The organism is Gottfriedia sp. S16(2024), assembly GCF_050473765.1.
Taxonomy (GTDB): Bacteria; Bacillota; Bacilli; order Bacillales; family Bacillaceae_G; genus Gottfriedia.
In genome coordinates, this window is sequence record NZ_JBFLUO010000001.1 from 2,871,427 (window position 1) to 2,897,318 (window position 25,892).

Here is a 25,892-nt window from a genome sequence, read left to right on the forward strand (position 1 = left end):
TTTACTTATGCAACTAAGTGGCGGTTTAGTTTCATAAGAAATGGTATTATAAAATTAACAAAAAGACTATTTAGGAGGAATTAATGGGGTTAGAGCATGAATTTTATCTTATTCCAGATACATAATTGAAATCGTTAGAATACATGATGATATTATCCAATATATAATGGACTCTTTAAATTGGATACCTAGTAAAAATCCATCAACTAGTGGGAACATGAATAGAAAAGGACTTAATTATTATGGAGAGACTCTATTTGAACAACAGTCTTCAGAAAAGATAATTGCAATATTTACTTCATGGAAAGACTTATTTAGAAATGGACCCAAAGTGTTAAAACTTAGAGGTAATTTTGTTTATGAGGAAGATGATGAATATGGAGAATATGAAAAGTTATTCATCAATCGAGACGAATTAATTAGCAAAATAGAAAAAATGATAGCAATGGCAGAGAAATTATCAGAAGGTAATTTTTATTTATATCATTTGGGGATTTAAATAGAGCATTCGATTTTTTTATGTAACTAACGCAATGTAATAGTTGTATAAGCTATCTTTTAAAAAGGGAGAGTTTTGTTTGAAATTTATTGAGTTTGGAATCGGTAATACTTGGTTAGTTAGGACAGAAACAGAATTAGAAGATGGGACAGAATTTGAAGAAAAGGGAATTATTGGACCCTTAAAAATTAATTCTTTATATATAAGAATTTGGCTAGCTAGAACAGTTATAATAATTGACTCTAAAGAAGGCTTTAAACGTATAAAAAAGAAACGTAATCATTTTAAATTTATTTTTGGGATTAGTAGTTGTTAATTCATTTATTGAACTAGCGCAGTGCATTAGTGGTATAAGTGTTCCTAAGGTTGTCTAATTAGAAAACCTTATTTTAGTTCAAAAATCAACAATAAATTTAACATTGCATTTTTATAAAAAAAGGGCGGTCTCAAAAGTATTTTGACTTTTGAGATCGCCCTTTTAACATGTCCTAATGATTAAACTTCCATAATAATTGGGAGAATCATTGGTTTACGTTTTGTTTTTTCGTATAAGAAAGGTGATAAAGTATCAGTAATTTCATTTTTTATTTCTGACCATTGAGAAGTTTTACGTTCCATGATTTTGTTTAAATGAGTAGAAATCATTGCTTGTGCTTCGTTTATTAAATCGCCACTTTCTCTCATATAAACGAAACCGCGTGAAATGATATCTGGGCCTGCTGAGATTTTAAATTCCTTCATATCGATGCTTACGACAACGATTACAAGACCTTCTTCAGATAAAATTCTACGGTCTCTTAAAACGATATTACCAATATCCCCGATACCGCTTCCATCAATATAAACATTACCAGAAGGTACTTTTCCTGCAACCATAGCCTCATCGGCACGAAGAGCTAAAACTTCACCATTATCCATGATAAAGCAGTTTTCTTCAGGTACTCCACAGTCCATAGCAAGCTTAGCATGCATGCGCTGCATTCTATATTCACCGTGAATCGGCATAAAGTATTTAGGTTTCATCAGTCTAAGCATTAATTTTTGCTCTTCTTGACCACCATGACCACTAGTATGAATATCATTTAATGATCCATGAATTACTTCAGCGCCAGCACGATATAGTAAGTTGATTGTACGATTTACGCTCATTGTATTACCTGGAATTGGTGAAGAAGAAAATACTACAGTATCTCCAGGAATAATTTGAATTTGACGATGTGTACCATTTGCTATACGTGATAATGCAGCCATAGGCTCACCTTGACTACCAGTACATAAAATGACTAGTTGATTAGCCGGAATACGATTAATTTGAGATGCATCAATAAATGTATCCTTAGGACATTTGATATAACCTAGGTCATGACCAATCTCAATATTTGCTTCCATACTTCTACCAAAAACAGCAATTTTACGTCCATTTGCAATAGCAGCTTCAACTACTTGCTGAAGACGATGAATGTTTGAAGCAAATGTTGCAAAAATAATTCGACCGTCTACTTTACGGAAAATTTCATTAATCGTGTCTCCAACTTTTCTTTCAGACATTGTAAAATGTGAAACCTCACTATTTGTACTGTCAGAAAGTAGACATAAAACGCCTTCCTTACCAATCTCAGCCATTTTTGTTAAATTAGCTGTTTCTCCAACTGGTGTAAAATCGAATTTAAAGTCACCTGTATGAACGACTTGTCCTTGAGGAGTTTTTACAACAATTCCGTAACAATCTGGAATACTGTGAGTAGTACGATAAAAAGTTACGCTAGTTTTTCTAAATTTAATGATGTCGTCTTCTTTTATTTCAATTAATTTAGCTTTTCTTAAAAGACCGTGCTCTTCTAGCTTATTTTTAATTAAGCCAAGAGCAAGTTTACCACCATAAATTGGAATGTTTAATTCTCTTAATAAATATGGAATACCACCAATGTGGTCTTCATGTCCGTGAGTGATAAATAAACCTTTAATTTTTTCCTCATTTCGAACTAAGTAGGAATAATCAGGTATAACGTAGTCTATCCCTAGTAGCTCATCTTCAGGGAACTTGATTCCGGCATCTATTAATATAATTTCATCTTGATATTGTACTGCGTATGTATTTTTACCAATTTCCCCTAAGCCACCTAGTGCGAATACGGCAGCTTGATCATTTTTAAGAAATTTCATAAATTACGCTAGCTCCAAAATTTTAAAGCTTTCACTTTGTTTTTCGAATTCAAGATGAGCACCGGTTAAAGCTTGAACAAGCTCAATATTATAATTGAAAGGTAATAATTTCGCACGAACTTCTCTTTCACTGTCTGCTTCTACATAAACTGTTTTGGTTTTTTCTCTTACAGGTACCTCTAATGGTAATTCCTGATAGTATACTTTAAAAATCATTTAAATCTCTCCTTGTCAAATCACTATCTTCTCAATATTATAAGTGATTTTCTATATATTTTCATTCTTTTTATTGAAGATTACCTAAAATACGGTCATTTTAAAAAAAAATTTGAAATTATTGAGATATATTTCTTCTTTTTCAAAAATTGTTTTAGCCGTTTTTTTAATTTTTTTCTAAGTTTACGTAACATTAGTTTTACCTCCAAGACATGAAATTAAACTTATATGTAGAGAACACGGACATAGTATATTTAAATGTAGTATTGTTCGAAAAAACATTTTCATTCAATATATTCAGAAAAGCAGTTAAAATAGAGGATATCTTAAAGTTAAGGGGAGAAGAAAGTGAAGAAGTTATATGCAGCCTTGTTTTTATTAAGTATTATTTGGAGTACATCTTTTTTATTTATTAAGCTCCTTTTAAACGATATGGGGCCAGAAGCAATTGTATTTTATCGCTGTTTCTTTGGTGCTATGACATTATTAATTATTATGTTAATTAAAAAGGTAAAGATTGATTATAAAAATTTACCGAAAATGGGATTAATTATTGCGATCTCATTATTTAATCATGCAATACCGTGGCTTTTTTTATCTTTTAGTGAGACCCATCTACAAAGTAATCAAGCGGCAGTATTAAATGCTTTTACGCCAATTGCAACACTTATTATTGGATACTTTTTCTTTTCTCAAAAAATTCATAGAAAACAATGGATTGGACTTATGGTAGGGATCGTTGGAGTTATGATAATGATGAATCTTAATCCATCAACAATTTTCTCCGATAATATAATTTATTCACTATTAATGTTATTTGTTACTTTTTGTTATGGACTTGGTTCACATCTAACTAAAAAGTATTTACAAAAAATTGATGTATTGATTGTTTCATTTTTAACCTTAGGTATTTCTGGTGTAATCGGCTTTATTTATATGGTCGTTTTAGGGAAGGGCACAATAAAACCATTTGTTAATTTTGAAGTTTTTAGTGGTGTGTTTGGACTAGGCGTTATATGTTCGGGGTTGGCATATTTATTATTTTATTATATGGTTAAAGAGGGAAGTGCAGAATTTGCAACAATGGTTACTTATATAGTACCTGTATTTGCTTCTATTTGGGGATTTTTCTTTTTAAACGAACCTTTATCTTTCAAAATGATTTTGGGGCTATTAATCGTACTTCTTGGAGTATTTATTACGAATAGTAAACAGAAGTCAAAAATGAATAATTCAAAAGCAAATGCAGCGTCTTAGTGAGGAGAGAATAATATGACTAAACCAATCGTTTTTTTTGATATTGATGGAACGATTTTAAATCATGATAAAGTAATTCCGGAAAGTACAAAGAATGCAATTTCGGAACTTCAAAATAGAGATATCCACGTAGCGATTGCAACTGGTCGTGCGCCATTCATGTTTAAAGAAATTCGTGAAGAGTTAAATATAAATAGTTTTGTAAGCTTAAATGGGCAATATGCTGAATTTGAAGGTGAAGCTATTCACAAACATGCTCTACATCCAGAACAACTTCACCAATTTACTCAAAAAGCAAAAGAACTAAGTATACCGCTTATTTATTTAAATAATGAGACAATGAGAGCGTCAATTGATTCACATCCTCATATAAAAGAAGCAATGACATCGATTAGAATGCAACATCCTGAAGTTCAGCATGATTTTTATCATAATCGTGAAATTTACCAAGTATTACTTTTCTGCGAGGAGCATCAAGAGCCATCATTAACAAATGGATTTAATGATTTTAATTTTATTCGCTGGCATGAATATTCGTCAGATGTCTTACCAGTTGGAGGTTCTAAAGCGAATGGAATACTTCAAATGGTAAACCATCTTGGATTTGATATGCAAAATGTAATCGCATTTGGTGACGGATTAAATGATTTAGAAATGATCGAAAAAGTAGGTACGGGTATCGCCATGGGGAATGCAGTAGATCCACTTAAAAAATTAGCTAATCATATTACAACGAATGTTGATGAAGATGGAATTTTAAACGGTTTAAAATGGGCCGGACTTCTTTAAGTATGTTAGACAAATTACAAAAACATGAATTTTAGACTGACTGCAAGCGCTTGTCTTTCGAGGCGCGAAGCCTGGTGAGTAGCGGAGTTACTTTTAACGGTAATGAGCCCCCCTCAACAGGCGAAGCAACGAAGAAAGCGAGCGTTTGTCAGCAGTCTAAAAAGAGCGATTGGTTTTCCAATCGCTCTTTTTTAATTCCTCTCTAAAGGTGAAGCTCCTTCTGGAGGAGAAAAAGGGTTTGTTTTATTAATACGATCATAAAACATTACTCCATTTAGATGGTCAATTTCATGCTGGAAGCAAATTGCTGGTAAACCTTTTAAACGGATTTTTACTTCTCCTATTCTCGTATCATAGCCAGTAACTGTTATTCTTGCATAACGTGGAACATATCCAGGAACATCACGATCAACAGATAAGCAGCCTTCACCACCTGATAAATAAACTTCCTCAACAGAATGACTTACAATTTTAGGATTTAATAATGCATAACTAAATAAATTACCTTGTAAGTCAGTAACATGAACTCCTATTGCTCTTTTAAGAATTCCAATTTGTGGTGCGGCTAAGCCGATACCTGATCGTAAACCGTATTCGGCAGTTATTTCTGGATTCTGACTATTTATAACATACTCTAATAATGAATTAGCTAAATTAATATCCTCAGCAGATGGAGGTAAGCTTACTTCACTCGAGATTTCCCTTAATCTAGGGTCGCCTTCTCGAATTATATCTTTCATTGTAATCAAATGAATTTCACTCCTGTCTTAATATTTCCTAAATATAAGTATGTACTATTCACTAGTATTATTAATTTAGTCTAACAAATCTTTTTTAAATTGTCAGTCACAAGTCAATAGAATGGAAAAAGGAGCGATAAAATATCGCCCCTTAAAGTTTGTGGTTATACATTAATAATAGAGGCTTACTAGTGTGAATTATAAAACGAAAGCTGCACCAACGATAATTAATAAAATGAATAGAACAACGATTAATGCGAAACCGCCGTAACCGCAACCGCATCCGCCGCCGTAACCATAACCAGGGTATCCACCTTTTCCACCGTATCCGTAACCGTACATATAATAACCTCCCTTTAAACTGTTTCCGCATATAGCGGATACTACAAATTATGAAAAACTACATAAAGTGTGTGGGTATGTGACCAGATTATTTTTTAGGACGTATAAAAAGTCTGAAAAGATGCAACATGGAAATAATAATGAAAAAAATTGGGTGAAATTATGTATAAAAAATTCAATTCTCTATTGCTAGTAATAAGTATACTCTTTATCTTTTGTTCGGGTTGTACTTCTCAAGCAAAACAAAAGAATTTAGTTATAAATCAACTAGCTGAAATTGCAGAAATGGAACAAAAATTTCAAAAAGCTGGAGAAGGTATTCAAAAACTGGAAGTAAAAGAATTGGAGTATTATGAAAAAATTTATTTATATAAAATCAGCGAAGTAAATAAAAGACAAGAGGCGGCTAAACAAGCAATCAATTTGTTAAATGAACGGAAAGAACGGGTTAACGGGGAGTCAAAATTAATTCACGATATTGACATAAAAATTAAAGAACTTCAAACAATAAATATTGAAACGAAGGATGAACAGTTTCGAAATGAAGTTAATAACTTTATAAAAACATGGAGAGAAAGAACCGACTTATACGATAAATTGAATTCAAAATATAAAGATGCAATGGAAACGGATCTTTCAATTTATAACTTATTATCGCAGAAAAAAGTTGATTTAAAAAATGTAAAGAGTGAGACAAAGGATACAAATCACATTTATAAAGATGTCATTAAATATAATGATCAATTAAATCTTTATACTCAAAAATTAAATAATTTACAAAAAGACATATATGAAAAATATGGTAAATAACACAATAGGACTAGAATTACTAAACAAAAATCGTTGTAGTACAGTTTGGAATGTATGATAAAAAAAATCCGTTTTTAGCTATTTGAGTATAATTTAAAAGAGTTTCTGTTATTGTATAACAGATTGCTGTTTCAAAGGTAGTACAGGGTAGAAATTTTGTGACGAATTTTCCGAAAAATCATGAATAAAATAATACAACAAAATATTTGACGAGTTTATGAACGTGTTATAAACTGTACTAGTGTTCAATGTTGTACTAGTGTAATACACGAATAGTATAAGTACAGATTTTAATTATAAGTACAAGTTGCTTGTAATTACTCTTAAGAAAATACACATGATGGATAAAGAAAATAAATCCTCCATAATTAAAGAAGGGTGTGGGTTTTAGTGGCAACTACTACGAAGAAAGTAGCTGGAAAGGAAACAACAGAAATGAAGAATACACAAACTGTTTCTGAATTAATGGATCAAATGCTTCAATTTGGCGATTCAGTTGGAACTCTTCAAATTTTAAATGAAGAGGGCGAAGTCGTTAATGAAGCAGCGATGCCTGAATTATCAGATGAGCAATTAAAAGAATTAATGAAACGTATGGTATGGACTCGTGTTCTTGACCAACGTTCAATTTCATTAAACAGACAAGGACGTTTAGGTTTCTATGCTCCTACTGCAGGACAAGAAGCTTCTCAATTAGCAAGTCAATTTGCTCTTGAAAAAGAAGACTTTATCTTACCTGGTTACCGTGATGTACCTCAAATGATCTGGCACGGTTTACCATTATATAAAGCATTTTTATGGTCACGTGGACATTTAGTAGGAAGTCAAATTCCTGAAGATGTAAATACAATCTTCCCACAAATTATTATTGGTGCTCAAATTATTCAAGCTGCAGGTGTTGCACTTGGTATGAAGTTGAAAGGCCAAAAATCTGTTGCCATTACATATACAGGTGACGGTGGATCTTCTCAAGGTGATTTCTATGAGGGTATGAACTTTGCTGGTGCTTACAATGCTCCTGCGATTTTCGTTGTTCAAAATAACAGATACGCAATCTCAACTCCAGTTTCTAAGCAATCAAAGGCTAGAACAATTGCTCAAAAAGCAATCGCAGTAGGTATTGCTGGTATTCAAGTTGATGGAATGGATCCATTAGCAGTTTATGCAGCTACATCAGAAGCTCGTAAACGTGCAGTAAATGGCGAAGGTCCAACATTAATTGAAACATTAACATTCCGTTATGGACCACATACAATGGCTGGTGATGACCCAACTCGTTACCGTACAAAAGATACTGAAAATGAGTGGGAAGCAAAAGATCCAATCGTTCGTTTCCGTAAGTTCTTAGAGAAAAAAGGTCTTTGGACTGAAGAAGAAGAAAATGCAATTATCGAAGAAGCAAAAGAAGCAATTAAAGATGCGATCAAACTTGCTGACCAAGAGCCAAAACAAAAAGTTACTGATTTAATGGCTAATATGTTCGAAACTAAAACAAGTAATATAGAAGAGCAATATGCAATTTATAAAGAGAAGGAGTCGAAGTAAGTCATGGCGCAAATGACAATGATTCAAGCTATCACAGATGCATTACGCGTTGAAATGAAGAACGATCCTACTGTAGTAGTATTTGGTGAGGACGTTGGAGTAAACGGTGGTGTATTCCGTGCAACTGAAGGTTTACAAGCAGAATTCGGTGAGCAACGTATATTCGATACACCGCTTGCTGAATCAGGTATCGGTGGATTAGCAATCGGTCTTGGAATTGAAGGTTTCCGTCCAGTAGCAGAAATCCAATTCTTCGGATTCTTATTCGAAATCATGGACTCAATCGCTGGTCAAGCAGCACGTATGCGTTACCGTACAAGCGGTCGTTTTACTTCACCAATTACTTTCCGTTCACCATTTGGTGGTGGTGTTCATACACCAGAAATGCACGCGGATAGTTTAGAAGGATTAATGGCTCAAACTCCTGGTTTAAAAGTAGTTATTCCATCAACACCTAAAGATGCTAAAGGTCTTTTAATTTCATCTATTCGTGATAATGACCCTGTTATCTATTTAGAGCACATGAAATTATACCGTTCATTCCGTGAAGATGTACCTGAAGGCGAGTACACTATCGAATTAGGTAAAGCGGATGTTAAACGCGAAGGTAAAGATGTATCAGTATTTGCTTATGGTGCAATGGTTCACGCTGCATTAAAAGCTGCTGAAGAATTAGAAAAAGACGGAGTATCAGTAGAAGTTGTTGACTTACGTACTGTTCATCCATTAGATACTGCTGCAATCGTTGCATCTGTTGAGAAAACTGGCCGTGCTGTTGTTGTACAAGAAGCACAAAAACAAGCTGGTATTGCTGCAAATATTGTTGCTGAAATTAATGATCGTTGTATCCTTTCATTAGAAGCACCAGTTTTACGTATTACTGCAGCTGATACTGTTTACCCATTCTCAGAAGCGGAAACAGTATGGTTACCAAACCATAAAGATGTAGTTGAAGGTATTCAAAAAGTTTTAAACTTCTAATTTAGTTTATAACAAAAAATAGTGAAAGGTATTTGATGAATTCATCAATACCTTTCTTACATTATAGATAAAATATTTTAAAAAATTAATTTAACTTTGTTCGGAGGTAGAAATCTGTGTCAAACTCAGTGGCAAGTCTATTTGAATTTAGATTACCAGATATCGGTGAAGGTATTCACGAAGGTGAAATTGTAAAATGGTTTATTAAAGCAGGGGACGAAGTAAATGAAGATGATATCATTTGTGAAGTTCAAAATGATAAATCAGTAGTAGAAATTCCATCACCTGTAAAAGGGAAAGTATTAGAAGTATTAGTTTCAGAAGGAACAGTTGCAGTTGTTGGTGACGTATTAGTACGTTTAGATGCACCTGGTTATGAAAACATTAGCTTCAAAGGACAACATGCTGAAGAAGCTCCAACTACTACACCAGTACCAGAAGCTGCTGAAGCAGTACAAGCAAAAGTACAAGAATCTTATGAGCAAAGTGAACCAAAAACAGATGCTGCACCACTATCACCTGTTGCTGCAATTGAACCAAAAGCTCATGTAATTGCAATGCCATCTGTACGTAAATATGCTCGTGAGAAAAACGTAGATTTACGTATTGTACCAGGCTCAGGTAAAAATGGCCGTGTAACAAAACAAGACGTAGATGCTTTCTTATTAGGTGGAGTAGCACCAGCTGCTGCAGCACAAACAGAAGTTGCTGTTGAAGTTGTAACAGAAGCTCCAGCTGCTACACAAGAAGCTCCTAAAGCTATGCCAATTCCAGAAGGAGCATATCCTGAAACTCGTGAAAAAATGAGTGGAATTCGTAAAGCAATCGCTAAAGCAATGGTTAACTCTAAACATACTGCTCCTCACGTAACATTAATGGATGAAGTAGATGTAGCTAAACTAGTTGCTAGCCGTAAAAAATATAAAGATGTTGCAGCTGCACAAGGTATCAAATTAACATTCTTACCTTATGTTGTTAAAGCTTTAACTTCTGCATTACGTAAATTCCCAGCTTTAAATACATCGATCGATGATGCTACTAGCGAAATCGTACACAAACATTACTATAACATTGGTATTGCTGCAGATACTGATAAAGGTTTATTAGTACCAGTTGTTAAAGATGCTGATCGTAAAGCGATCTTCTCAATTTCTGCTGAAATTAATGAATTAGCTACTAAAGCTCGCGATGGTAAATTAGCTCCTGCAGAAATGAAAGGTGCTACATGCACAATCACAAATATCGGTTCAGCTGGTGGACAATGGTTTACTCCAGTAATTAACCACCCTGAAGTAGCTATTTTAGGTATTGGTCGTATTGCTGAAAAACCAGTAGTATTAAATGGAGAAATCGTAGTTGCTCCAGTATTAGCGTTATCTTTAAGCTTTGACCACCGTATTATCGATGGTGCAACTGCTCAAAACGCTTTAAACCATATTAAACGATTATTAAATGATCCAGAATTATTATTAATGGAGGCGTAAGATAAATGGTAGTAGGAGATTTTGCAATTGAACTAGATACGGTCGTTATCGGTGCCGGTCCTGGTGGTTATGTTGCAGCAATTCGTGCAGCACAACTTGGACAAAAAGTTGCTGTTATTGAAAAAGGAAATCTTGGCGGAGTATGTTTAAACGTAGGTTGTATTCCTTCAAAAGCATTAATTACAGCTGGTCACCGTTATGAAACAGCTAAGCATTCTGAAGATATCGGTATTACAGCAGAAAATGTAAAAGTTGATTTTACAAAAGTTCAAGCTTGGAAAAGCAGTGTTGTTAATAAATTAACTGGCGGTGTAGCTGGTTTATTAAAAGGTAACAAAGTTGAAGTTATTAAAGGTGAAGCTTACTTTAATGATGCTAACACTCTTCGTGTAATCACTGAAGAGTCAGCTCAAACTTATACTTTTAACAATGCGATCATCGCAACAGGTTCAACTCCAATCGAAATCCCAGGTTTCAAATGGAGCAACCGTGTAATCGATTCAACAGGAGCATTAAACTTACCTGAAATTCCTAAAAAATTAGTTGTTATTGGTGGCGGCTATATTGGTATGGAATTAGGTACTGCTTATGCTAACTTTGGTACACATGTAACAATTCTTGAAGCTGGTGACGAAATCTTAAATGGTTTCGAAAAATCTATGAGTTCAATTGTTAAACGTGGATTAAAGAAAAAAGGTAATGTTGATATCGTAACGAAAGCGTTCGGTAAAGGCGTTGAAGAAACTGCAGATGGCGTTACAGTTAAATTCGAAACAAATGGCGAAATGAAAGAAATCGAAGCTGATTACGTATTAGTAACAGTTGGACGTTTCCCGAACTCTCGTGACATGGGCTTAGAAAATGTTGGTGTTGAAATTAACGAACGTGGTGTAATTTCTACTGATAAACAAGCTCGTACAACAATTAATAATATTTACGCAATTGGTGACGTAATTGCTGGTCCTCCATTAGCACACAAAGCTTCTTATGAAGGTAAAGTTGCTGCTGAGGCAATCAGTGGTATGTCAAGTCAAATCGAATACTTAGCAATTCCTGCAGTAGTATTTACTGATCCAGAATTAGCAACTGTTGGTTATACTAAAAAACAAGCAGATGAAGAAGGATTAGCTGTTAGTGTAGCAAAATTCCCATTCGGTGGAAATGGTCGCGCATTATCTCTAAATTCAACTGATGGATTCGTACAATTAGTTTCTCGTAAAGAAGATGGAGTACTAGTTGGTGCTCAAGTTGCAGGTGTAAATGCATCAGATATCATTTCTGAGCTTGGTCTTGCAATTGAAGCTTGCATGAGCGTTGAGGATATTGCTCAAACAATTCATGCTCACCCAACATTAGGTGAAATCTCAATGGAAGCTGCAGAATTAGCGATGGGTCATCCAATCCACATTCTTAAATAATTCTTCTTTAAAAAATGATCTAAATAAAGAAGACCTTCATTAAATTGAAGGTCTTTTTATTTTGGAAATGAGCGTATGAATTAAAAAGTAATTTAGTTAAAATCCAATTCTTGTGCGAGATAGTCTCTATATACAAATGAAAAATTTCAAAGTATAGGAAGTTTTTCTGCATTTGATTACTTTAAAATACGCTCCTTACACATTTAATACGCCATATTTAGTTCGTTTTGAGTTAAGTTAACCATTAATACATTCAAAGCTGAGTGCTGGCAAAATAACGAAGAGAAAGATTGTCTGCAACCTCCTATTTGTTAGGAGGTTTTTTTGCATGATTAAAGCATGTCTAGCATAACGTTTAAAAAACAAACTTTCTAGTATTTGATGATTGATTGGTGGGAGTATTGATGCGAAAACAACTAATAGTATTAATGATTCATCAACTATTTTGGGTAGGATTTTCATTTGTTTTATTCTTGTCGAAAAGGGATCAAATATATTCTAAAGTCATATTGTTTCTAGTATTCTTTTACCAGCTTTATCTAATTGCAAAATACGTTGGAAACACAAGAAAAGCAAGTATTATTATTACTTGCTTTTATGCTTCGATATTTTTCTTTTGTCAGGCGATCGTAAATTTATTTTAAATTATCGTTTGTAAAAATACATGATTCGATTGTTAAATAATTCAAGCTTTGCTTCAATTTTTTGAGCTAAATATCGACATAGCTCATTTGCTTTGCCTTTATCACCATAAGTTGAGTTTGGTAAAAGTGTAATCACGATATTTTTATCATCTTGAATTGAAACAACAAAATGTTTATAACGAGAATCATTACTTTGTAAATAAAGTGCATCTTGGTCATCTAACTTTTTATTTGAAATAGTGTAAGGAAAGGAAACCCTTTCATAATTCCAGTCAACTTGTTGACCAATCTTAGTTGAAGATTGTATGTAATCATTTATTAATTTATTTATTAAATCTAAATTTGCTTCTTGGTATTTTGATTTCTCCACTAATTGAATGGTAGCTTGTTGAACCATTTTTAAATTTTCCCCCTAAGATGTTTTTATGAAAAACATCACTTTTAATCTTTTTTTATCATAACATTATTTCAAATTTTTAGACAAGTATTCGGTATGAAATTAAATTTTTCTTCATATGTATTAACTTACAATACTAAAACGGAGGAGTGGGTGAAACAATGTTTGAGAAATTATATGATGATCATGAAAATGTAAGAGTCCGATTTGTTGGCTTCGTTACGAACGATACAAGATACGATATTGGTATTGTATATACGAACATGTTCTTTGGTAAGCCACTCGTCATCTGCATGCAGTCTAGACAATGCATTGTATTAGATCGACAGGATGTTTCATTTCCAAATCAATTGAAATTTTTATGTAAACTAAAAACAGAGGAAGAGGCAATGGAGCTTGCAGAATATTTAGCTGACTGGTTACCATCACCAAGTATAGAAGAGAGTTATGAGTAAAAAATAAATGTGTTATACTAATTGAATAGCGGTCACCATATATAACCCCTTGAATAATCTGGTATTAGAAAATTTAAGTTATACTTATTTACCACTTGTGTAAATAAGTATAACACATTATAATGAAGTTAGTTAATTGATACAACATTATGAAAGGGGTTACAAAGATGGGAACGTTCGTATGTAAATGTTGTGAAAAAACAGTAGGTCATTTCGAGGATGAAAAAGTAACAACTCTTTACGTTAAAAACTGTGAAGATTGTGAACCAACTGAAAATGAAGTTTGTTAATTATAATTTATAAATTAAAATTTAAAGTCTAAGAGAATATCTATAGGCATCTATAAATGAGAAATTCCACAAGGGAATCATTTTTCCTTGTGGTTTTTTATGTTTTTAATAAATGCACAAAAAAAGGGAGACTCAATTAAGAATCACCCACATTTCTCTTTATGCAATTTGAGTTTGATCTCCAATTCTTGCAGTTATAACGTCGGATGAAGCTTCGCTCGTTGTAACTGGTATTAATTTTGAATTATCCTTTAAATATTGAGCCATTTCGTTTGAGTCAATTCTAGTATTTAAATTTGTTAAAAAGGCAGAAACCATCGCAAATGGATATCTATGCATATTTAAATGGAAAATGATTTCTGGTAATGAACGTACTCCGATACCGTGTCCGTAAAAATAATTACTCCCCATATTTACTGTGTTTTCTCCTTGCCATTCTGGAGTCATTGGGTCAACTTGAGGATTTTTGATATAAACAACATCGCCTGGAGCTGAGCGATCAACTTCAGATGTTAAAATGGCTAATTTAGGTTCGTAATTCCAAGTGTATAAGTATATTCCATTATCGAATATTTGATCAAAAATTTCATAGCCGTATAGATCTAGAAGGGCTTTATAAAATAACATTATAATTGCAGTTGCACATTCTGTTGCGTAAAATTGTCCGTTACGAAAAATATCATAAATTCCCATGGAAGGTCTTATGCCTGGCCTAAGTCTAAATCCACCCATTGGTGTACGAATCCAAAACATAGGATTACAATATGCTCTTCTAAAAACCCTAAATTGCATGCCGCTTGTTAATAAATCTTTAGAAGCCTGAAGTATATAAGTTCTAAGTGTCAAATCAAAAGATAATTCACGGTCAGATTTATAAATATGAGACTTTTTACTATTTGTTAGATCAGACAATATTTCTCGATAAAGTTTATTATTTGAATCACCGCTATTTTTTAATGAAGCATGAACAATTTTATTATTCACGACTATCAACGAGTCCACATCCTAACATAAAAACAATTTTTTCGTACGAAATCAATATAATTACCTTACCTATCATATGCCTATATAAATTAGATGTGATTTAGAATACAAAAAAACTAGGATTGATTTCCTAGTTTCAGACTGTTGACAAACGCTCGCTTTCTTCGTTGCTTCGCCTGTCTGTGGTGCTCATTACCGTCTAAGGTAACTCCGCTCCTCACCAGGCTTCGCGCCTCGAAAGTCAAGCGCTTGCAATCAGTCTGAAAGTCAAGTTTTTAATACTTTGTCTACACACTGAAACTAAGATTTATTTCCTAGTTTCTTTTTATAAAACTTTAATTATTTTAATACTTTTAATGTTAATAAATCTTCGTCTTCTGGACCTTGAACAGGTAATCCTGCTTCAATATTCTTTTTAATATAAACAAGATTTTCAAGTGTGATTTCTTCACCAGGTAAAAAGATTGGAATTCCAGGTGGATAAACCATGACAAATTCAGCAATAATTCTACCGACAGAATCCTCAAGTGGAACAGATTCTGTTTCAGAGTAAAATGCATCCCTAGGAGAGACTGCTAAAGTCGGAATCGTTGGGATCTCAACGTTTAAATTCGTATTGCGCTCTGAGATGTCAAATTCAGTTGCTAATACCTCAAGTGCATGAATTAGCTGCTGGATGTCTTCTTCACTATCACCAGGTGTTAAAATGCAAAGAACATTATATAAATCAGACATTTCAACTTCGATATTAAATCGCTCTCTTAACCAAACTTCAACGTCATGGCCCGTTATACCCAGTTTTTTTACACTGATTAATATTTTAGTAGGATCAAAGTTGAATGTAGCCTCTTTACCAACTAAATCATAACCAGGGCAATATAAACCATTGATTGAATTAATTTTATTTCGTGCATTATTTGCTAGTCTAATAGTATTAGTTAGTAATTCTTCACCAACAGTTGCTAATCTCTTTCTTGCAACATCTAGTGAAGCAAGTAATAAATAGGATGTTGAAGTAGTTGTTAGCATACTTAGTACAGATTGTACTCTGTGGACATTCACAATGCCTTCTCTTACATTTAAAATGGAACTTTGAGTCATAGAGCCACCAAGCTTATGAACGCTCGTAGCAGCCATGTCAGCCCCTGCTTGCATCGCAGAGATCGGTAATTCGTTATGGAAATGAATATGTACACCATGCGCTTCGTCAACTAATACGGCTAAGCCATGTGAATGTGCTAATTCAACAATGCTTTTTAAATCTGCTACAAATCCAAAGTATGTAGGATTAATAACTAATACTGCTTTTGCATCAGGATTAGTTAAAATGGCCTCTTTCACTGCATTTGTCGTAATACCGTGTGAAATACCTAATTCACTATCAATTTCAGGATGAACAAAAATTGGTGTCGCGCCTGAGAAAATGATTGCAGATAAAACAGATTTATGAACATTTCTTGGGACGATAATTTTATCGCCAGGTCCACAAACACTCATTACCATTGTCATGATTGCTCCACTTGTGCCTTGAACTGAAAAGAATGTGTGGTCAGCACCAAAAGCTTTTGCTGCAAGATCTTGTGCTTGTTTTATTTTACCTTTTGGATGATGTAGATCATCTAAAGGAGCAATGTTGATTAAATCGATCGATAATGCATTATCACCAATAAACTCTCTAAATGTTGGATCCATTCCATTTCCTTTTTTATGTCCCGGAATATGGAATTGAATAGGGTTCTTCTTTGCATGTTCTAATAAAGAAGAAAATAACGGCGTTTCAATTTGTTTCATTTAACATACACCCCATTTAATGAATAATAGTGTTTTTCGGAAGTGATATGTTTGTAAACAATTCAACTGTTTACTCTCATTAAGTTATAAACTGTCTTACCTTCATTTGAAAAACAAAAAGATTATATCATTCTATGAATTTTCTGTATAGAAAAATATGATAAGTTTATGAAATTTTATTCATCTGAATGAAATTATATCAATTTTTAAAATAAGAATGGAATTTTAAAAATGTGTTAAAATGGAATTAATTAGAAAATAGTAGGAGTGAAGTAAATGGATTACCAATACCCAATTTCATATGATTGGACAACAGATGAGACAATCGAGGTAATACAGTTCTACACATCAGTAGAAAAAGCGTATGAAAAGGGAATAGATCGTGAAGTGTTAATGGCTACATATAAACAGTTTAAATCAATTGTACCTAGTATTGCAGAAGAAAAAAAATTATGTAATGAATTAGAAGAGATATCAGGCTATTCCGCATACAGAGTCATGCAAAAAGCTAAAAATGGCGCTCCTGGTGATAAAATTAAAATGTAGTATTTAATGAGTTAATAAATAGTAAGAAAAATTCTGAAGTGAAAAATAAGAGCCCATTAAAGGATTATTAGCTACCTTCAATGGGCTTTTCATTTGTCTGTATTGATTAAATAATTTAATTTCATATTTCGTCCTGTCGAAAAATGTGTAAAGAATGGGCATAGACTTTTGTTTTTGACATATGTATAATTAAACAACACTTATATTAATTCAGTTTATACTTATTTTGTATAAAGGAATTAAAGTATTATATGTTTCTATAATACGTTGGATTAGATCTTCCTTTGTAAGTGTAATTGCTTCATCTTTTGCAATCGTAATTCCACATAGGTATTCTGCTTTTTTTACATCATGAAATCTTTGGATACCTTTATTGAATTCATCTTTATTCATTTTACTCTTTTGTATCACATCAGGCTTCATATGATCGTATGATACAACAAAATCTTTCGGAATCATTTTGTAAAGTTTAGCTTTATTCTTTTCAAAGTTAATGGCAATCGATTGCTTATTTGGACTTTCGTAAATAATTCCAAAGTAAACAAATAGGTGAGTACCCCAAAGTCCAAATTGGAAATGAGGAAGCATCTTGTATCCACGATTATTTGTTGCAAAAGCAATCCAAGTATCTTTTGGAGCATTCACAGTACGACGAGCATGCTTAGCAATATGGCCAAAGAAGTTTTGATCTGTTTGTACATTTAAAAATGGTAATATTTCTTCTTCAATTTCTTTAAATTTTGGTTGAATTTCATTTTGTATAGCACTCATTCTAGTTTCTAATGTTGAGTCAGTTGTAAATATTTCAAAATCACTTTCTTTAAAAAAAGTTTGAGTCATTTTCGAACCCCCTAGTTGCATTATCTAATTAGTATACCATGTTTGTCCAAAACAAATGGGTAATATGTTTCTTCATAAAATAGTTACATTATAAGCTTAAACAACATATATTAGTAGCAAGATAAAAATCAGAAAATTTTGTTAATTAACTTTTACAATTTGTTTTGCCAACTTATATTCTATGGAGGGATAATGATGAGACAAGTGATTAATGCGTTAAAAAGAACTGATGCAGAAAAGAGAATTCCTGTACTTAGATTAGAATTAGATTACGAACTAGCTACACTATTCGATGCTATGACAGTCAATGATAATGAAGCAATGATTGAATCTAAGAAGAAATTAGAATTATTAAGATTAGAATTAATTCGTCTAGAAGCTTAGCGAGTTTATTTACCGAACCTTTAAATAGGTTCGTTTTTCTGTGCGCTCATCTTCCGCTTATGCCCAATGGTCTATCGTATGCCCACCCTCCAAAATAAGTTCCTCATCATTAAATAAAAATCATTTCATTAGGTTTTTTTAGGTTAAAATTGGTAAACTGATAAACAGGACCATAAAAATATAGTTTTAGCACGAAGAGTTTGGAGTGTTTAATTATGAATGTAGACTGGAAAGAAATTGAACAATTCGCGAGGAATTTGCTTCAAGAGGCAGCTGAAAATATTAAAAGTTCTTTATACGACTCCATAACAATCAATACGAAATCAAACGAAAATGACTTAGTAACAAATAAAGATGAAGAAATCGAAAAATTCTTTTACGAAAAAATAAAAAAGAAATTTCCAAATCATTACTTACTAGGTGAAGAAGGTAAAGGCGATGAATTAGATCAAGTAAATGGAGTAGTATGGATTCTTGATCCGATTGATGGAACGATGAATTTTGTTCATCAAAAACGTAATTTTATGATTTCTTTAGGTATTTATGAAAATGGAATCGGTAAAATGGGATTTATAATGGATGTAATACATAATGAACTATATTTTGCTAAAAAAGGTGAAGGGGCATTTTTAAATGATCTCGAATTAACGCCTTTGAAAAATGTAGTACTAGAAGAGGCTATTGTAGCTGTAAATGCTATTTGGTTAACTAAAAATCGTTATGTAAACCATGAAAAATTAAGTAACCTTATTCGAAGAGTTAGAGGAAGTAGGTCATATGGATCTGCAGCGATGGAAATGGTCTATGTGGCAATGGGACGGGTTGATGCATATATTACCCCAAGATTATCACCTTGGGATTTTGCCGCGGGTAAAATTATTGTTGAAGAACTAGGCGGAATATGTACTACTCTCAAAAATGAAAGCCTTTCAATTCTTAAAAAAAGCTCAGTCGTAGTAAGTAATGCTTCGATTCATAACGAATTACTCACTGATTATATCGAATTTCTACAATAATAAAAAGAAGGCAGGTTTATAACTTGCCTTCTCTTTTTAATTTAGCACGTAATGAAAAACCATAACCAACTAATGAAATGGAAATAATTAGTGAAATGACAGCGCCAATAATACTTAGTTCTGCTAGCATAATCCCAACTAGTATTAAGAAGATTACGGATAAAGTTGCAACGCAGAAAAGTCTAAATTTAGTGTTAGACATGGTGTATCCTCCTGTTCCTAATCTTATTTTACTCTTTGTCTATTCGGATGTAAATTTGAAAAAACTAAATCTTTCCTAAATATTTATTAATAATTTATATTTTTGATTAAACATTTTCTTGATATATTTCCGTGTGCATGTGCTATAATGTTTTAGTTAATAATGAAAATAGATGTGTAGACATTTTAGGAGTGAATATATTTTGAAAAAAAGAGAAGATTTACGCAATATAGCAATCATTGCTCACGTTGACCATGGTAAAACAACGTTAGTTGATGAGTTATTAAAACAATCAGGTACATTCCGTTCAAACGAAAACGTTAATGAACGTGCAATGGACTCTAATGATATAGAACGTGAACGTGGAATTACAATTTTAGCTAAAAATACAGCAATCCAGTATGAAGGTAAACGTATTAACATCATGGATACTCCTGGACACGCCGATTTTGGTGGAGAAGTAGAACGTATCATGAAAATGGTTGATGGTGTTCTTTTAGTAGTAGATGCTTATGAAGGTTGTATGCCACAAACTCGTTTCGTATTGAAAAAAGCTTTAGAACAACATTTAACACCAATCGTAGTAGTAAATAAAATCGACCGTGACTTCGCACGTCCTGATGAAGTAGTTGACGAAGTAATCGATTTATTTATCGAATTAGGTGCAAACGAAGATCAATTAGAATTCCCAGTTGTATTCGCATCAGCGATCAACGGAACTTCTAGCTTAGAATCTGATCCTTCTAAACAAGAATCAAATATGAATGCTTTATTCGATACAATTATTGAGCACATTCCATCTCCAATTGATAATAGTGAAGAGCCTTTACAATTCCAAGTAACATTATTAGACTACAATGACTATGTTGGACGTATCGGTATCGGACGTATTTTCCGTGGAACAATGCAAGTAGGTCAATCAGTTGCTTTAATGAAACTTGATGGAACAGTTAAACAATTCCGTATTACTAAAATGTTTGGATTCATTGGATTAAAACGTATTGAAATCCAAGAAGCAAAAGCTGGTGACTTAGTAGCAGTATCTGGTATGGAAGATATCAACGTTGGTGAAACAGTATGTCCTGCTGAACACCAAGAAGCACTTCCAATCTTACGTATTGATGAGCCAACTCTTCAAATGACATTCTTAGTTAATAACTCACCTTTTGCTGGTCGTGAAGGTAAATTTGTAACTTCTCGTAAAATTGAAGAAAGATTATTACAAGAGCTTCAAACAGACGTAAGTTTACGTGTAGAAAATACAGATTCTCCTGATGTTTGGATCGTTAGTGGACGTGGGGAGCTTCACTTATCAATCCTTATTGAAAACATGCGTCGTGAAGGTTATGAGCTTCAAGTTTCAAAACCAGAAGTTATCATTCGTGAAGTTGATGGTGTAAGATGTGAGCCAGTTGAGCATGTACAAATTGACGTTCCTGAAGAGTATACTGGTTCAATCATGGAATCAATGGGTGCACGTAAAGGTGAAATGAGAGATATGGTGAATAATGGTAACGGCCAAGTTCGTTTAACATTTATGGTACCAGCTCGTGGATTAATTGGTTATACTACTGAATTCTTAACTTTAACTCGTGGTTATGGAATCATTAACCATTCATTCGATAGCTACCAACCAGCAATTCAAGGTCAAGTTGGTGGACGTCGTCAAGGTGTATTAGTATCAATGGAAACTGGTAAAGCTTCAACATACGGAATTATGGGTCTAGAAGACCGCGGTGTAATTTTCCTTGAGCCAGGAACAGATGTTTATGATGGTATGATTGTTGGTGAACACAACCGTGACAATGATTTATCAGTAAACGTTGTTAAAGTTAAACATGCTACTAACATCCGTTCAGCAAATAAAGACCAAACAACAACAATGAAAAAACCACGTATTATGACGCTTGAAGAATCTTTAGAATACTTAAATGATGATGAGTACTGTGAAGTTACACCAACATCAATTCGTTTACGTAAAAAGCTTCTTGATAAAAGTGAGCGCGAGCGTGCAGCGAAAAAGAAAAAATTCGCTGAACAAGAATAATTAAATTTTAAAATAATTATGATATAATGAAACCGACTAGAAAATAGTCGGTTTCATTTTTGTAGACAAAGTAGAAAAAAATGATTTTTTAGACGGTCTAAAAAGAATAGAAGTATTCAGTTTTATTATTTAAATAGGGGGATATGGATTTGGAAAAAGCTCCAAAGGGATTTGAATTTGTCATAACACAGTTAATAAATATAACACATGATATTCATCTTTCAATGTGGATATTATATGGTTTAATTGTTGTATTATGTATTGTGGTATATCATTTAGGTTTCGCAAAAAAATTGAGCATCCTTAAAAGTTTAATCATTTATGTTTTACTTATGATCGGATGTAGTTTCCTTACTTTCTTAGCTTTAAGGATACCAATCGTGGAAGCATTACTTGCAAGTGTTTTCGTGTTAGGTGTATATAAGGTTCGTTTACATCAATCAAAAAAGAATAATGCTACTACATAACGTAACACTTTATAGAGAGTTGGTATTTAGATGAAATCTGTTCAGGACGCATTATATAATTGGTTAACGATCAAAGTGATATATGAAGCAAGACCTTCGGATGAAGCTGCCAAAGAGACGTATGAGATGTTTGATTCGATTTTAAAAGAGGATCACGAAGTATCTAACGTAAAAATAGAAAAAATGGAAGATTTTTATTTAATCACATTTACACAAGCAGAAAAAGAGCGTACGACGCGCTTTCCAATTGAAATGATTGATTGCTTTTTAGATCAAGTAAAAGTAAATCCAGAGAAGTATTAAAAAACCTAGAAAATAATCTAGGTTTTTTTGTTTAAACAATTGGTGGATTTATAAATGCAAATTATATCTAAGACTTGATCGTATTTCCGCAAAAAAAGAAGCCCAATTGGCTTCTTTTTTCATAATTTACCACTCGTCATTGTCCTTAACAGGTTTTAAGAAACGGAAATTTCCTGTTGCGATTCTTTGTTCTGTTTTTATTTTAATTCGATCGTAACATTCAGAGCATGTATATGTATGGATAGGACGATTTCTTAATTTTTTTGCAATAGGTGATTCATCGCTAATAGATTCGCTTTTATCACAAATCATGCATTTAACTCTCATGTGAAATTTCTCTCCTTATATATGGAACTTAAGTTAACATAATTATAACAGGTTTTAGAATATATTTTTAGAAAACAGTGGTTTTAGCAGGAAGTTTTCAATAAACTTTGAATTATATTAGTATACTCTTTATTTGAAGGAGATGAAATAGTGATGGCAAACAGTATTGAGAAAACATTATCACCAAGCTTATTTGAAGATTGTAATAAAGAAAAGATTGTTTTTTTAAGTACTTTTAACTCCGAAAAGAATGCACCAGTTACGAATGCAATTTCTTGGCTTGTTGCTTTAGATGATAAGACAATTCGTTTTGCAGTAGATCAAAGATCAGCAATTATATCTAATATTGAAGAGGTTGAAGGAGTATCACTAAGCTTATTTTCAAATGAAACAGTTTATAGTATTTCAGGAAATGGAAAAATTTTATCGAAGCAAATGCCTGGGATTCCATTAAAATTAGCGTGTATCGAAGTAGAAGTTAATGAAGTGAAAAATATATTGTTTTATGGGTCTAAAATAACAGTCGAACCTGAGTACGCAAAGACTTATGATGAGAGGGCTGCAAAAAAATTAGATGTAGCAGTTTTAAATGGGCTTAGATCTTCCTGAGCTTTAAACAGTAAAAAATATTCTAAACTAGAGAGAATTTCATATAATATATTAACGGTTCGTCCATTCTTTGACTAGTAACCATATGTAAGACCAGTCAATTTAGAATTAAAACTAATTATTCTAATCTGAGTTATTTTTAGTCAGGAGGTTAAGGATTGAGTAAAATATATGTTCTCGACACCAATGTACTACTGCAAGACCCACTAGCAATCTTTTCATTTGAAGATAATGAAGTAGTTGTACCAGCTGTTGTATTAGAGGAAGTAGACTCAAAGAAGAGATATATGGATGAAGTTGGTCGTAATGCTAGGTATGTATCCAAACTAATTGATAGCTTTCGAGAACTAGGGAAATTACATGAAAGTATTCCACTTGAAAATGGTGGTTCGTTTAGAATTGAATTAAATCATCGCTCATTTCAACAATTGCAAGAAATCTTTGTTGAAAAAACGAACGATAATCGCATTTTAGCTGTTGCAAAAAACTTATCACTTGAAGAAGAAGCAAAAGAAAGCGGCAAAACAGTGATATTAGTTAGTAAAGATACATTAGTTCGTGTAAAAGCGGATGCATTAAATTTATTAGCTGAAGATTATTTAAGTGATCGTGTAGTGGAAGTCGATCATATTTATACCGGTTATCTAGAGTATTACATAAATACAGATTTATTAAACAAGTTTTACGAGAAAACTGAACTTCCTGTTTCAGATATAGCAAACCATCCATTTTATCCTAATCAGTTTATCGTTTTAAAGGATGCTCTAGGTGGTAAGAGCTCAGCTCTTGGTGTTGTTGATAAAACGGGTACAAAAATTAAGAAATTTGTTTTCTCAAATGAACATATTTGGGGCATAAGACCAAGAAATGCTCAACAGTCCATGGCTTTAGAATTACTACTTCGAGACGATATACCATTAGTCACATTGATTGGTAAAGCAGGTACCGGAAAAACTTTATTAGCTTTAGCTGCAGGTTTAATGCAAAGTGAAGACCTGCAAAGCTATAAAAAGTTATTAGTTGCTAGACCAATTGTACCAGTTGGAAAGGATCTTGGTTATTTACCTGGTGAAAAGGATGAAAAACTTCGACCTTGGATGCAACCGATTTATGATAATCTAGAATACTTATTTAATACGAAAAAACCGGGTGAACTTGATGCTATCTTAGCTGGAATGGGCTCAATTGAAGTAGAAGCTTTAACTTATATAAGAGGTAGAAGTATCCCAGAGCAATTTATTATTATTGATGAAGCACAAAATCTGACTAGGCATGAAGTAAAAACAATTTTAACTCGCGTTGGCGATAAGAGTAAAATTGTATTAATGGGGGATCCAGAGCAAATTGATCATCCATATTTAGATGAATACAACAATGGATTAACTTATGTAGTTGAAAAATTTAAAGATCAAAAAATAAGTGGACATGTAAAATTAATAAAAGGTGAACGTTCATCAATTGCCCAACTTGCAGCGGATATATTGTAATAATTAAATGCTTACAAAAGCAACATCTTACTACTATAATCAAGCGGTAAGATGTTGCTTTTGTTTTAAACTATAAAATAATTTTCTTGATTGAAGTAATTGGTGTTTCTTTATTTGTACCATCAACAAAATATAAATGAACTGGCCCATCTTCAAGGATTCTCTTGCCATTGTACGAAAATGCTAAATAACTTTCATATACAGTGTCAAAAGGCAATTTAATTAATTCACCTTCAGTTTCAATCGTAACTTCTGAATCGCGATTTTTGGGTTTACTATTGTCTATAAAATAAGAAAATGGCATTGCATAGGATTCTTTAAGCCATTCTTTTTTTTGAGTAGCGAATAAAGGACTATTATCAACCTTAGCACCTTCAACAATTTCACGATCCCAATGCTTTGAAACACTTTTAGTATATTGCTCAAGCTCGTCAACCTTTTTCAACTCACCAGCTAACAAACTCTCTAACTTAACCTTTCTTTCATCAAAAATCCAAACACTTGGATCAATCGTTAACGGAAACTCAACGTTACCTGTTAATTGAAAAACATCACTCATACTAAAACTCCTTCTATGTACAAATTCTATTTATAGTGTACGACTATTTTAAGTAAAAAGACAAACAATTGAACAAAATAAGCGCTTCTCTTTAATTAAGTTTTTTCATGTTTTCACCTTTTTTATAGCGATTACATCAGCGTTCTTTTTTTATAGAAATTAGATTTTTAATTAAATCTATATCCAAACATAAGAAAACTCTAATAAATAAACTGTTGCAAAAATCTAATTTTCTAAAATACATATTTGCAAAACTTATGATTTAAGTTGATTTTTCATAAAAAGAACTATAATATTAAA

The 25,892-nt window shown here is 32.8% G+C and carries 30 protein-coding genes; 19 read left to right on the plus strand and 11 right to left on the minus strand.

From position 1 onward, the window contains the following. Positions 1 to 217: 217 nt before the first annotated feature. Positions 218 to 499: a hypothetical protein gene (locus AB1282_RS13385; RefSeq protein ID WP_429899322.1), complete on the plus strand. Its 282-nt coding sequence runs from the start codon at positions 218 to 220 to the stop codon at positions 497 to 499. Positions 500 to 578: 79 nt separating this feature from the next. Then, complete coding sequence (locus tag AB1282_RS13390; protein WP_429899324.1) at positions 579 to 815, plus strand: DUF3977 family protein; 237 nt, start codon at positions 579 to 581, stop codon at positions 813 to 815. Between the two features lie 179 nt (positions 816 to 994). On the opposite strand, the gene rnjA is transcribed toward AB1282_RS13390, so the two are convergent. Further along, positions 995 to 2,662 (minus strand): ribonuclease J1, encoded by a 1,668-nt coding sequence (gene rnjA / locus AB1282_RS13395; RefSeq protein ID WP_098427104.1) that lies wholly within the window; start codon positions 2,660 to 2,662, stop codon positions 995 to 997. A gap of 3 nt (positions 2,663 to 2,665) precedes the next feature. Further along, the gene (locus AB1282_RS13400; RefSeq protein ID WP_056468578.1) at positions 2,666 to 2,878 is read right to left on the minus strand and encodes a DNA-dependent RNA polymerase subunit epsilon; all 213 of its coding nucleotides are present in this window, start codon (positions 2,876 to 2,878) and stop codon (positions 2,666 to 2,668) included. 348 nt (positions 2,879 to 3,226) lie between these two features. Between AB1282_RS13400 and AB1282_RS13405 the strand changes: the two genes are divergently transcribed. Together AB1282_RS13405 and AB1282_RS13410 are read left to right on the plus strand one after the other, a co-directional pair. Then, a complete protein-coding gene (locus AB1282_RS13405) occupies positions 3,227 to 4,135 on the plus strand; it encodes a DMT family transporter (protein ID WP_056468575.1) in 909 nt (302 codons plus the stop codon). A gap of 15 nt (positions 4,136 to 4,150) precedes the next feature. Then, a complete protein-coding gene (locus tag AB1282_RS13410) occupies positions 4,151 to 4,924 on the plus strand; it encodes a Cof-type HAD-IIB family hydrolase (protein ID WP_056468572.1) in 774 nt (257 codons plus the stop codon). Positions 4,925 to 5,115: 191 nt separating this feature from the next. On the opposite strand, the gene def is transcribed toward AB1282_RS13410, so the two are convergent. After that, positions 5,116 to 5,673, minus strand: a complete 558-nt coding sequence (def, locus tag AB1282_RS13415) for a peptide deformylase (protein WP_056468569.1) — start codon at positions 5,671 to 5,673, stop codon at positions 5,116 to 5,118. A 189-nt stretch (positions 5,674 to 5,862) separates the two neighbouring features. Continuing rightward, positions 5,863 to 6,006, minus strand: a complete 144-nt coding sequence (locus tag AB1282_RS13420; protein WP_069035541.1) for a YjcZ family sporulation protein — start codon at positions 6,004 to 6,006, stop codon at positions 5,863 to 5,865. A gap of 162 nt (positions 6,007 to 6,168) precedes the next feature. Between AB1282_RS13420 and AB1282_RS13425 the strand changes: the two genes are divergently transcribed. The 5 genes from AB1282_RS13425 (at position 6,169) to lpdA (ending at position 12,244) form a co-directional block, all read left to right on the plus strand. Beyond that, positions 6,169 to 6,816: a YkyA family protein gene (locus AB1282_RS13425; protein ID WP_056468566.1), complete on the plus strand. Its 648-nt coding sequence runs from the start codon at positions 6,169 to 6,171 to the stop codon at positions 6,814 to 6,816. Positions 6,817 to 7,281: 465 nt separating this feature from the next. Next, positions 7,282 to 8,361, plus strand: a complete 1,080-nt coding sequence (gene pdhA / locus AB1282_RS13430; protein WP_056468623.1) for a pyruvate dehydrogenase (acetyl-transferring) E1 component subunit alpha — start codon at positions 7,282 to 7,284, stop codon at positions 8,359 to 8,361. A 3-nt stretch (positions 8,362 to 8,364) separates the two neighbouring features. Further along, on the plus strand, positions 8,365 to 9,342 hold the full coding sequence (locus AB1282_RS13435) for an alpha-ketoacid dehydrogenase subunit beta (RefSeq protein WP_056468564.1): 978 nt from the start codon (positions 8,365 to 8,367) through the stop codon (positions 9,340 to 9,342). 128 nt (positions 9,343 to 9,470) lie between these two features. Then, a complete protein-coding gene (locus tag AB1282_RS13440; protein WP_056468621.1) occupies positions 9,471 to 10,826 on the plus strand; it encodes a dihydrolipoamide acetyltransferase family protein in 1,356 nt (451 codons plus the stop codon). A gap of 5 nt (positions 10,827 to 10,831) precedes the next feature. After that, positions 10,832 to 12,244, plus strand: a complete 1,413-nt coding sequence (gene lpdA / locus AB1282_RS13445) for a dihydrolipoyl dehydrogenase (RefSeq protein WP_056468560.1) — start codon at positions 10,832 to 10,834, stop codon at positions 12,242 to 12,244. Positions 12,245 to 12,889: 645 nt separating this feature from the next. On the opposite strand, the gene AB1282_RS13450 is transcribed toward lpdA, so the two are convergent. Beyond that, the gene (locus tag AB1282_RS13450) at positions 12,890 to 13,285 is read right to left on the minus strand and encodes a DUF1885 family protein (protein ID WP_056468555.1); all 396 of its coding nucleotides are present in this window, start codon (positions 13,283 to 13,285) and stop codon (positions 12,890 to 12,892) included. Between the two features lie 161 nt (positions 13,286 to 13,446). Here AB1282_RS13450 and AB1282_RS13455 point away from each other — a divergent pair, with 161 nt between their 5' ends. Further along, positions 13,447 to 13,740 (plus strand): DUF3055 domain-containing protein, encoded by a 294-nt coding sequence (locus AB1282_RS13455; RefSeq protein WP_056468552.1) that lies wholly within the window; start codon positions 13,447 to 13,449, stop codon positions 13,738 to 13,740. A 167-nt stretch (positions 13,741 to 13,907) separates the two neighbouring features. After that, positions 13,908 to 14,030, plus strand: a complete 123-nt coding sequence (locus tag AB1282_RS13460; RefSeq protein ID WP_056468549.1) for a GapA-binding peptide SR1P — start codon at positions 13,908 to 13,910, stop codon at positions 14,028 to 14,030. Positions 14,031 to 14,189: 159 nt separating this feature from the next. Here the strand turns inward: AB1282_RS13460 and AB1282_RS13465 are convergent, their stop codons facing one another. Beyond that, a complete protein-coding gene (locus tag AB1282_RS13465; protein WP_286131622.1) occupies positions 14,190 to 15,014 on the minus strand; it encodes a protein-glutamine gamma-glutamyltransferase in 825 nt (274 codons plus the stop codon). Positions 15,015 to 15,353: 339 nt separating this feature from the next. After that, positions 15,354 to 16,805, minus strand: coding sequence for an aminotransferase class I/II-fold pyridoxal phosphate-dependent enzyme (locus tag AB1282_RS13470; RefSeq protein WP_056468543.1), 1,452 nt, complete (start codon positions 16,803 to 16,805; stop codon positions 15,354 to 15,356). Positions 16,806 to 17,081: 276 nt separating this feature from the next. On the opposite strand from AB1282_RS13470, the gene AB1282_RS13475 reads away from it, so the two are divergent. Continuing rightward, entirely contained in the window at positions 17,082 to 17,351 is a 270-nt protein-coding gene (locus AB1282_RS13475; protein WP_056468540.1) for a UPF0223 family protein, read from the plus strand. 210 nt (positions 17,352 to 17,561) lie between these two features. Here the strand turns inward: AB1282_RS13475 and AB1282_RS13480 are convergent, their stop codons facing one another. Next, the gene (locus AB1282_RS13480; RefSeq protein WP_056468538.1) at positions 17,562 to 18,191 is read right to left on the minus strand and encodes a YktB family protein; all 630 of its coding nucleotides are present in this window, start codon (positions 18,189 to 18,191) and stop codon (positions 17,562 to 17,564) included. Between the two features lie 195 nt (positions 18,192 to 18,386). Between AB1282_RS13480 and AB1282_RS13485 the strand changes: the two genes are divergently transcribed. Beyond that, on the plus strand, positions 18,387 to 18,575 hold the full coding sequence (locus tag AB1282_RS13485) for a hypothetical protein (RefSeq protein WP_056468536.1): 189 nt from the start codon (positions 18,387 to 18,389) through the stop codon (positions 18,573 to 18,575). Positions 18,576 to 18,790: 215 nt separating this feature from the next. Beyond that, the gene (locus tag AB1282_RS13490) at positions 18,791 to 19,591 is read left to right on the plus strand and encodes an inositol monophosphatase family protein (RefSeq protein WP_056468534.1); all 801 of its coding nucleotides are present in this window, start codon (positions 18,791 to 18,793) and stop codon (positions 19,589 to 19,591) included. A 16-nt stretch (positions 19,592 to 19,607) separates the two neighbouring features. Here AB1282_RS13490 and AB1282_RS13495 read toward each other — a convergent pair whose 3' ends face one another. Continuing rightward, positions 19,608 to 19,793 (minus strand): DUF5325 family protein, encoded by a 186-nt coding sequence (locus tag AB1282_RS13495; protein ID WP_056468531.1) that lies wholly within the window; start codon positions 19,791 to 19,793, stop codon positions 19,608 to 19,610. Positions 19,794 to 19,992: 199 nt separating this feature from the next. On the opposite strand from AB1282_RS13495, the gene typA reads away from it, so the two are divergent. From typA to AB1282_RS13510, 3 genes are all read left to right on the plus strand, one after another. Beyond that, entirely contained in the window at positions 19,993 to 21,840 is a 1,848-nt protein-coding gene (gene typA, locus AB1282_RS13500) for a translational GTPase TypA (RefSeq protein ID WP_056468618.1), read from the plus strand. Between the two features lie 149 nt (positions 21,841 to 21,989). Beyond that, positions 21,990 to 22,307: a YlaH-like family protein gene (locus AB1282_RS13505; RefSeq protein WP_286131616.1), complete on the plus strand. Its 318-nt coding sequence runs from the start codon at positions 21,990 to 21,992 to the stop codon at positions 22,305 to 22,307. A gap of 30 nt (positions 22,308 to 22,337) precedes the next feature. Next, the gene (locus tag AB1282_RS13510) at positions 22,338 to 22,610 is read left to right on the plus strand and encodes a hypothetical protein (protein ID WP_056468528.1); all 273 of its coding nucleotides are present in this window, start codon (positions 22,338 to 22,340) and stop codon (positions 22,608 to 22,610) included. 126 nt (positions 22,611 to 22,736) lie between these two features. Here the strand turns inward: AB1282_RS13510 and AB1282_RS13515 are convergent, their stop codons facing one another. Beyond that, a complete protein-coding gene (locus AB1282_RS13515) occupies positions 22,737 to 22,937 on the minus strand; it encodes a YlaI family protein (RefSeq protein WP_056468526.1) in 201 nt (66 codons plus the stop codon). Positions 22,938 to 23,090: 153 nt separating this feature from the next. Here AB1282_RS13515 and AB1282_RS13520 point away from each other — a divergent pair, with 153 nt between their 5' ends. Then, on the plus strand, positions 23,091 to 23,546 hold the full coding sequence (locus tag AB1282_RS13520) for a pyridoxamine 5'-phosphate oxidase family protein (protein ID WP_056468523.1): 456 nt from the start codon (positions 23,091 to 23,093) through the stop codon (positions 23,544 to 23,546). Positions 23,547 to 23,704: 158 nt separating this feature from the next. Beyond that, on the plus strand, positions 23,705 to 25,033 hold the full coding sequence (locus AB1282_RS13525) for a PhoH family protein (RefSeq protein ID WP_056468520.1): 1,329 nt from the start codon (positions 23,705 to 23,707) through the stop codon (positions 25,031 to 25,033). Between the two features lie 70 nt (positions 25,034 to 25,103). On the opposite strand, the gene AB1282_RS13530 is transcribed toward AB1282_RS13525, so the two are convergent. Beyond that, the gene (locus AB1282_RS13530) at positions 25,104 to 25,592 is read right to left on the minus strand and encodes a hypothetical protein (RefSeq protein ID WP_056468517.1); all 489 of its coding nucleotides are present in this window, start codon (positions 25,590 to 25,592) and stop codon (positions 25,104 to 25,106) included. Positions 25,593 to 25,892 lie beyond the last annotated feature (300 nt).

What these genes read in the sequence shown, in the direction of transcription:
- AB1282_RS13385 (WP_429899322.1), top strand. Translation starts at nt 218, where the DNA reads ATGAATAGAAAAGGACTTAATTATTATGGAGAGACTCTATTTGAACAA.
- rnjA (WP_098427104.1), bottom strand. Translation starts at nt 2,662, where the DNA reads ATGAAATTTCTTAAAAATGATCAAGCTGCCGTATTCGCACTAGGTGGC.
- AB1282_RS13400 (WP_056468578.1), bottom strand. Translation starts at nt 2,878, where the DNA reads ATGATTTTTAAAGTATACTATCAGGAATTACCATTAGAGGTACCTGTA.
- AB1282_RS13410 (WP_056468572.1), top strand. Translation starts at nt 4,151, where the DNA reads ATGACTAAACCAATCGTTTTTTTTGATATTGATGGAACGATTTTAAAT.
- AB1282_RS13420 (WP_069035541.1), bottom strand. Translation starts at nt 6,006, where the DNA reads ATGTACGGTTACGGATACGGTGGAAAAGGTGGATACCCTGGTTATGGT.
- AB1282_RS13425 (WP_056468566.1), top strand. Translation starts at nt 6,169, where the DNA reads ATGTATAAAAAATTCAATTCTCTATTGCTAGTAATAAGTATACTCTTT.
- pdhA (WP_056468623.1), top strand. Translation starts at nt 7,282, where the DNA reads ATGGATCAAATGCTTCAATTTGGCGATTCAGTTGGAACTCTTCAAATT.
- AB1282_RS13435 (WP_056468564.1), top strand. Translation starts at nt 8,365, where the DNA reads ATGGCGCAAATGACAATGATTCAAGCTATCACAGATGCATTACGCGTT.
- lpdA (WP_056468560.1), top strand. Translation starts at nt 10,832, where the DNA reads ATGGTAGTAGGAGATTTTGCAATTGAACTAGATACGGTCGTTATCGGT.
- AB1282_RS13450 (WP_056468555.1), bottom strand. Translation starts at nt 13,285, where the DNA reads ATGGTTCAACAAGCTACCATTCAATTAGTGGAGAAATCAAAATACCAA.
- AB1282_RS13455 (WP_056468552.1), top strand. Translation starts at nt 13,447, where the DNA reads ATGTTTGAGAAATTATATGATGATCATGAAAATGTAAGAGTCCGATTT.
- AB1282_RS13460 (WP_056468549.1), top strand. Translation starts at nt 13,908, where the DNA reads ATGGGAACGTTCGTATGTAAATGTTGTGAAAAAACAGTAGGTCATTTC.
- AB1282_RS13470 (WP_056468543.1), bottom strand. Translation starts at nt 16,805, where the DNA reads ATGAAACAAATTGAAACGCCGTTATTTTCTTCTTTATTAGAACATGCA.
- AB1282_RS13475 (WP_056468540.1), top strand. Translation starts at nt 17,082, where the DNA reads ATGGATTACCAATACCCAATTTCATATGATTGGACAACAGATGAGACA.
- AB1282_RS13480 (WP_056468538.1), bottom strand. Translation starts at nt 18,191, where the DNA reads ATGACTCAAACTTTTTTTAAAGAAAGTGATTTTGAAATATTTACAACT.
- AB1282_RS13485 (WP_056468536.1), top strand. Translation starts at nt 18,387, where the DNA reads ATGAGACAAGTGATTAATGCGTTAAAAAGAACTGATGCAGAAAAGAGA.
- AB1282_RS13490 (WP_056468534.1), top strand. Translation starts at nt 18,791, where the DNA reads ATGAATGTAGACTGGAAAGAAATTGAACAATTCGCGAGGAATTTGCTT.
- AB1282_RS13495 (WP_056468531.1), bottom strand. Translation starts at nt 19,793, where the DNA reads ATGTCTAACACTAAATTTAGACTTTTCTGCGTTGCAACTTTATCCGTA.
- AB1282_RS13510 (WP_056468528.1), top strand. Translation starts at nt 22,338, where the DNA reads ATGAAATCTGTTCAGGACGCATTATATAATTGGTTAACGATCAAAGTG.
- AB1282_RS13515 (WP_056468526.1), bottom strand. Translation starts at nt 22,937, where the DNA reads ATGAGAGTTAAATGCATGATTTGTGATAAAAGCGAATCTATTAGCGAT.
- AB1282_RS13520 (WP_056468523.1), top strand. Translation starts at nt 23,091, where the DNA reads ATGGCAAACAGTATTGAGAAAACATTATCACCAAGCTTATTTGAAGAT.
- AB1282_RS13530 (WP_056468517.1), bottom strand. Translation starts at nt 25,592, where the DNA reads ATGAGTGATGTTTTTCAATTAACAGGTAACGTTGAGTTTCCGTTAACG.